Origin of the sequence: Sulfuricurvum sp., from assembly GCF_049305995.1 — a bacterium.
In the GTDB taxonomy this organism is placed as follows: Bacteria; Campylobacterota; Campylobacteria; order Campylobacterales; family Sulfurimonadaceae; genus Sulfuricurvum.
Window position 1 is genome coordinate 1 of sequence record NZ_JBAQPS010000229.1, and the last position, 6,567, is coordinate 6,567.

Genomic DNA, 6,567 nt, shown 5'->3' on the forward strand with positions numbered 1-6,567 from the left:
ATTTAAAGGTGGAAGTGATTATGCTCGTGTTGAGAGGGCTGTTTCCGAAATTGAAAATTCCACCGAGAAACTTCACGCGCTTCAAAGAGAAGTGCTCGAAGGGATGGGGTTATCGTATAATGCCTATACTAGCCTAAACAAACAAAAAGATTTTTTGATCATGTATGAAGAATCGAATTTGCATAAAAAAGGTTATTATCAACAAGAATTTGATTTGGGTCGTCGCAGTTTGATGGATCTTCTCGATTCGGAAGATGAGTACAATACTGCTCGTCGTAAACTTATTCAAAATCGATATGATTTACTTTATTCACAATATCGTATTTTGGATGCAAAAGGGGAATTCCTCACTTATTTTAATATCGAAGTTACCGGCAATAAGCAAAAAACTTATAAGTATGATTTGGATGAAGTAGAATCAGAACATCCGGTAGTTATTTGCCAAAATTCAGTAGATAAACAATTTAATATTAATGGATGCCAAATTCTTCCTGAAACACAACAATATGAATTTGTGGATACTAAAGCTAATCTCATCTTAAATGAAAACAATGTTTCTAATAATATTATTTTAGTGGATACCAATGAAAGTATGTTATCTTCGAAAGAAGAAGTCAATGATAAAAATATAAAAAAAGCTTTTGAATGGTATCAAAAAGGGGCTGAACACGGAGATTCGGTTTCCATGAAAATATTGTCTACAATGTATCAAAATGGATATGGGACAGAGGTTGATGCTAAGAAAGCTCTGTATTGGAAAAGTAAAAGTATAAAAATAGGTAACGTTGCTGATAAGCAACAACCGTTATTGACCCAAGCCTGCGGAAGCAGTAGTAAATTTTTAGAAGCACAACAAATGTACGAACAAACTGATATGAAACTTAAAGCATTTCACTTATTTGTCGATATTGCACGTGAAGGTGATCCGAAGGCGCAATTTATGCTCGGCAGAATGTACAATCGAGGTATCGGTGTTGCTGAAGATAAAGCCAAAGCGGCTTATTGGTATCAAGAAGCCGCGAGACAGGGGTATTCTCCAGCGTATAAAATTGTTTGGAGTTTTTATCGTGATGGTCAAAATAGTTTTCAGAAAGATGATGTAAAAGCAGAGTTTTGGCGCCAAAAATTAATCAAAGCGGGTAATATTCAAACCCATGAGGAGATGTTGGTGTGTACTAAGGCATCGGCTAATCCAGATGTCAATGTAACAAAAACTGTATATTCAGATGTGATGGAACAAGGAAAAAAATTTGATATAAACGGGCAGTGGGAAGAAGCTGAAAAGATATATGAACAAGAGTATCTATCCGGGAATGGAGAAGCTGCCAGAAAAATTGCTGATCATTATTATTCGAGACAAGATGCTTTTTTATCCAAACAGACCAGTGTAACTCCTATACCTAAAGGTAAAAAGAAGAGTACTGAAAGAGCTATATCAAAACCGATAAAACAGGATGAACGGATGAAATCACTAGAAGAACGTTTAAAAGATTTGGGTATAACGTTAGGTAATCAATCATCATTACGCAACCGTATGTCAATCGTTAAAGCACCACCGCCGCTAATTAATAAAAGTACTAATCAGAACAAGGAATAAAAGATGTTACATCAGAATGATATTGATCCGTTGCTTGGTTGTCTGGTTCTTTATACGAAACTCTATCATGTACCTCACAGTGCGGCATCATTGATAGCCGGATTGCCTTTGGAAAAAGGGAAACAATCACCTGAACTTTTTTCGTTAAATAGTTCAAAAGGGCTTTTTTCGCGAGCAGCTCGAAAAGCTGGATTAAGTACAAAAATTGTGAAAAAAGAGCTTAGTGAGATTTCCTCATTGGTTCTGCCTGCCATTTTAGTCTTGGGTGGAAAAGGTGCATGTATCCTTGAACGGTTTAATGAAGATCGAAGTATGGCAAAAATTATTCTACCTGAAATCGCAGAGGGTGAATCATGGGTGAAAATCGATGATTTGGAGAAAGAATATATCGGTTATGCTTTTTATCTTAAAAAAGAGTATGTGGTGGAAGGAGCTCATAAAAAAAGTGATGAACATACAACGGGACATTGGTTTTGGGGAACGTTATGGATGTCGCGTTTTATTTATCGCGATGTGATTTTAGCTTCATTGATTATCAATATTGCCTTAGTAGCCAGTCCACTTTTTACAATGAATGTATACGATCGGGTCATTCCTAATAATGCTATGGAAACGATGTGGGTTTTGGCAAGCGGTATTGTGTTGGTGTATATTCTTGATGCTATTATGAAATTTACGCGAAGTTATTATCTTGAGATAGCGGCTAAAAAAACCGATGTTATCATCTCATCCATACTGTTTGAAAAAGTTCTTGATATACGTATGCAGGTTCGTCCTAAATCGATAGGTTCTTTTGCTAATAATTTACGTGAATTTGATGCGCTTCGAAGTTTTATCTCATCTTCTACGATGATTGCGTTGGTTGATTTACCATTTTTGATTATTTTCTTGTTTGTAATTTGGATGCTTGGTGGATGGATCGTTGTGATTCCTATGGGACTTGGAGCGTTAATCTTACTGTATACATTGGCAGTTAAACAACCGTTACAAAAATCGATTGAACTGACACAAAAAGCTTCTGCTAATAAGAGTAGTGTATTGGTTGAGAGTCTTATGAATCTTGAAATGATTAAGACTATGGGAGCAAATGGTCAAGTTCAGTGGGAATGGGAGGAATCAAACGGGTATATCGCGGATGTAGGATTGAAGTCAAAACTTCTGACGGCTTCTATCCCAACGGTTACAAACCTTTTGGTTCAGATGACGACTGTTTTTATGATTCTTGCCGGTGTTTACATGATTCAAGACAAAGCTTTGACAATGGGTGCATTGATCGCAGTCGTAATGCTTGCATCACGAGCAATGGCTCCACTAGGTCAGGTGGCTTCCTTGATGTCAAACTATGAAAATGTTAAAAGTTCTTATAAGACGCTTAGCGATATTATGAATATGCCATCAGAACATCCTAACGGAGTTGAATTTCTAAAACGCCTCTCACTAAAAGGAGATATTGAATTTAAAAACGTTACTTTCAAATACCCTGGTGAAGATAAATATTCACTTCAAAATGTGAGTTTTTCGATCAAAGAAGGGGAACGAGTAGGGATCGTCGGTCGGATCGGATCGGGTAAAACAACGGTTGAAAAATTGATGCTTGGTTTGTACGAAATAGAAGAAGGTTCGATTTTGGTTGATGGAGTCGATATCTATCAGATTGATCCGGTTGATTTGCGAAAAAATATCGGTTATATACCTCAAGATATTAGCCTTATGAAAGGTACGGTTCGTGACAATCTTATTTTTCGAGAGCCATCAGCCGATGAGCGTATGATATTTAAAGCAGCCCGTATCAGCGGTGTTGAAGAGTTTGTAAATAAACATCCTCGTGGGTTTGATATGAATGTTGGTGAACGAGGAGAAGGGATTTCCGGTGGTCAACGTCAAAGTATTGCGATTGCCAGAGCTATCATTTCAGAAGCTCCTATCATGATATTGGATGAGCCTACCAATATGATGGATAGTATGACAGAAGAAAAATTAAAGAAAAATCTCATTGAAGCATTTCAAGATAAAACGGTGATCCTTATTACCCATAAAACATCGCTTTTGGATCTTGTTGATCGGCTGATTGTTTTAGAAGAGGGTAAAGTTATTGCAGACGGTCTAAAAGATGAGATTTTACAAAAACTTTCTAAAGGACATGCATGAAATATAGACACCGTTTATTCAGCCATGCTGAAGACCTTGAATACATGTCCAGTTTTAATAAAGCCGCCAAAAAAAATGTGACGAACGGTTCTCGAATTTTTATATGGTCGTTTAGTGCTTTGATCGTAGGCGGTATAGTCTGGATGGGATTAGCTGAAATCGATGAAATTACGAAAGGGGATGGTAAAGTTATTCCATCTACCCATTTGCAGGTAATTCAAAATCTAGAAGGTGGAGTCGTAAAAGAGATATTGGTTCATGAGGGTGATCATGTTAAACGCGGAGCGGTTTTATTGCGTCTAAGCGATGTTAAACCTGTCAGTGAATTTGAAGAAAATCGTCTAAAATACGGTGAATTAAAATCCAGAATGTACCGTTTGGTTGCTGAAGCATCCGCTATTGACTTTTACATACCTGAGAATGAAAAAAAGCTTGTAGAAAAATTTCTTCCGCATGAACAATCTATTTATCTAAGTAATAAAAATCAGCTGGTTAATAAAATTAAAATCCTCAATGAACAATTGAATCAAAAAATCAGTGAGTATGAAGATGCTCAATCAAAAAAAGTATTATTGGAACAAAGCAAACAGTTGATCTTAAAAGAAGAACAAATTGCACAATCTATGTTAGGTAAAGGGATCGAGGCTAAGGTAGATTTTTTGAAGCTTCAGCGTGAACGAAATGATATCGAACGTCAAAGCGAAGAGGCTAATAATGCCCTGCCACGCCTAAGATTTGCTATTATTGAATTAAAAGATAAAATGGTTCAAGAAAAAATTGATTATCAAACCAAAGCAAAACAGGATCTGAGCGAGACAAATGCTGAACTCGAACGTTTAAATGCCGGTTCTGCTCCATTGCAAGATCAAGTTGACCGTACGCAAATTATTGCACCCGTCAATGGTATTGTTAAGCAGTTATTTATTAATACGGTCGGAGGCGTTATACGTCCTGGGATGGATATTGCTGAAATTGTTCCGAGTGAAGCCAGTCTTTTGGTCGAAACCAAAGTCAAGCCGTCTGATATCGCTTTTATCCATCCTGGGCAAAAAGCAATTGTTAAGTTTTCTGCGTATGATTTCTCTATTTATGGAGGTATGATGGGTGATGTGTATCAGATTAGTTCCGATACGATTATTGACCAACAAAAACAGGAAAGTTATTATATCGTTAAAGTAAAGATCGACCAAAAAAGTGCACAAAATATCCGTTTAGCAACGGTTAATATTATTCCTGGAATGGTGGCAACAGTCGATATCGTTACCGGTAAAAAAACAATTTTACAGTACCTTCTCAAGCCTATTATAAAAGCCAGACAAAACGCATTAACGGAGAAATGATGATGAATACTATTCTTATCTGTGAATCTAAAACGTTTGAAACTTTATTGGTAAAGAAATTGTCTTTACTGGGGATAAATATTGTTGATTTAGATAAAACGGATAAGTCGCTTAATCCGTCCGAATGGGTTTTGCTGATAGATATTGATTCGATTAAAATGAGTTACCATGAACTTTCAGAGATTATTCATATGTATAATTGCAATGCAATCGCTATGACCTCTTTGCCGAGGTTTGATCAATGTGTTCACTTAATGAAAATGGGTATTCAGGGGTATATGAATACCCATAGTTCTTTACTCAATTTAAACAGTGCCATACAAAGTATTCAAAATGGAGGCATGTGGTTTGACCCCGGTATCGTACAAGATATCATAGGAAACTTATCGGTATCGGATACGCTAGAGGCTCAAAATGAAATAGATAGGTTAAGTGAACGGGAGATTCAGATCGCACATTATGTATCTAAGAGTTTATCCAATAGACAAATTGCTGAGCAATTGGAGATTTCTGAACGTACGGTCAAAGCTCATTTACTTGCATGTTATCATAAATTGGATTTACATGATCGTGTTGCATTGGCACTTTGGGGCAAAAGGAATTTACGTGCCTAATTCACCAGTGGTATCTATACACGAGCAAATTGATTTTCTCATTGAGACGATGAGAAAGTATGTTCCTGAAGAAGTCTATGAAACAGTGCCTTGCACCGATACTCATATCACGCAGTTGATGGTACGAGGATTTGATGGGATTGTAGCAACATGCAAAGAAGAATTGGAAGAAGCAGATGGTGAACATGTGGCTTTTATTCTAAAGACAATGTGTAATATCAATATAACTGATGTTACAGCACAGCAGTTTTATCTTCAAATAGAAGAGTTTCTTTCTCGTTTTATAGATCCGATCAATAGTGATATATCTAATGAGTATATGGCATTGAGTGAAAAAAATATGGTAATTATGATTCAACTTTTGGACTATGCTAGAGAGATACTCAAAGGAATCGAATCTCAGTTGAACCAATTTAAGGCAAAACGGTTTAGTCAGTGGAGATACGGTACTGAAATTAACAGTTATCAAACTACTCAAAAAGAGCTATCGGACTTGATTAAAGCTCTGGAATCCAGACTAGAAATCGATGCCGATCGAATGATCGATCGCATTGTGGATAATTTCTATATGATTTATATTTGCTTTCTTTCTTTGTATAAATATGCAGAATTGGAGAATGGCATTGTTGATTATGTGATGTTGTTATCTCAGATTGATCGTATTTTATATATTATCGATCCTTCATTGCAGGGGAATACATTAAAAAATAAATATCTCTTATATTACCACTTTATCTACGAACTAAAAGAATTTCGGCATATTCTACTCGAAAAATTTTAATTTTATTGTCCGATTGGACAATAGACATGTTTCTCTTTTCTTGACATACTTGTAAAACTATAAGTCAGGAATGAGGGAGTCATCATG

5 protein-coding genes are annotated in these 6,567 nt (G+C 36.2%); all 5 read left to right on the top strand.

The window, feature by feature from the left end; genetic code table 11:
• On the top strand, positions 1-1,597 hold a 1,597-nt coding region (locus WA010_RS07955), incomplete at its 5' end, for a TolC family protein (protein WP_422556597.1).
• Between the two features lie 3 nt (positions 1,598-1,600).
• Positions 1,601-3,745: a type I secretion system permease/ATPase gene (locus WA010_RS07960; RefSeq protein WP_422556598.1), complete on the top strand. Its 2,145-nt coding sequence runs from the start codon at positions 1,601-1,603 to the stop codon at positions 3,743-3,745.
• Entirely contained in the window at positions 3,742-5,085 is a 1,344-nt protein-coding gene (locus WA010_RS07965; protein ID WP_422556599.1) for an HlyD family type I secretion periplasmic adaptor subunit, read from the top strand. Before WA010_RS07960 ends, WA010_RS07965 begins: the two co-directional genes overlap by 4 nt.
• A complete protein-coding gene (locus WA010_RS07970) occupies positions 5,085-5,699 on the top strand; it encodes a response regulator transcription factor (protein WP_422556600.1) in 615 nt (204 codons plus the stop codon). The genes WA010_RS07965 and WA010_RS07970 overlap by 1 nt, the downstream gene beginning before the upstream one ends.
• Positions 5,692-6,480, top strand: coding sequence for a hypothetical protein (locus tag WA010_RS07975; RefSeq protein ID WP_422556601.1), 789 nt, complete (start codon positions 5,692-5,694; stop codon positions 6,478-6,480). The genes WA010_RS07970 and WA010_RS07975 overlap by 8 nt, the downstream gene beginning before the upstream one ends.
• The last annotated feature ends 87 nt before the right edge of the window (positions 6,481-6,567 follow it).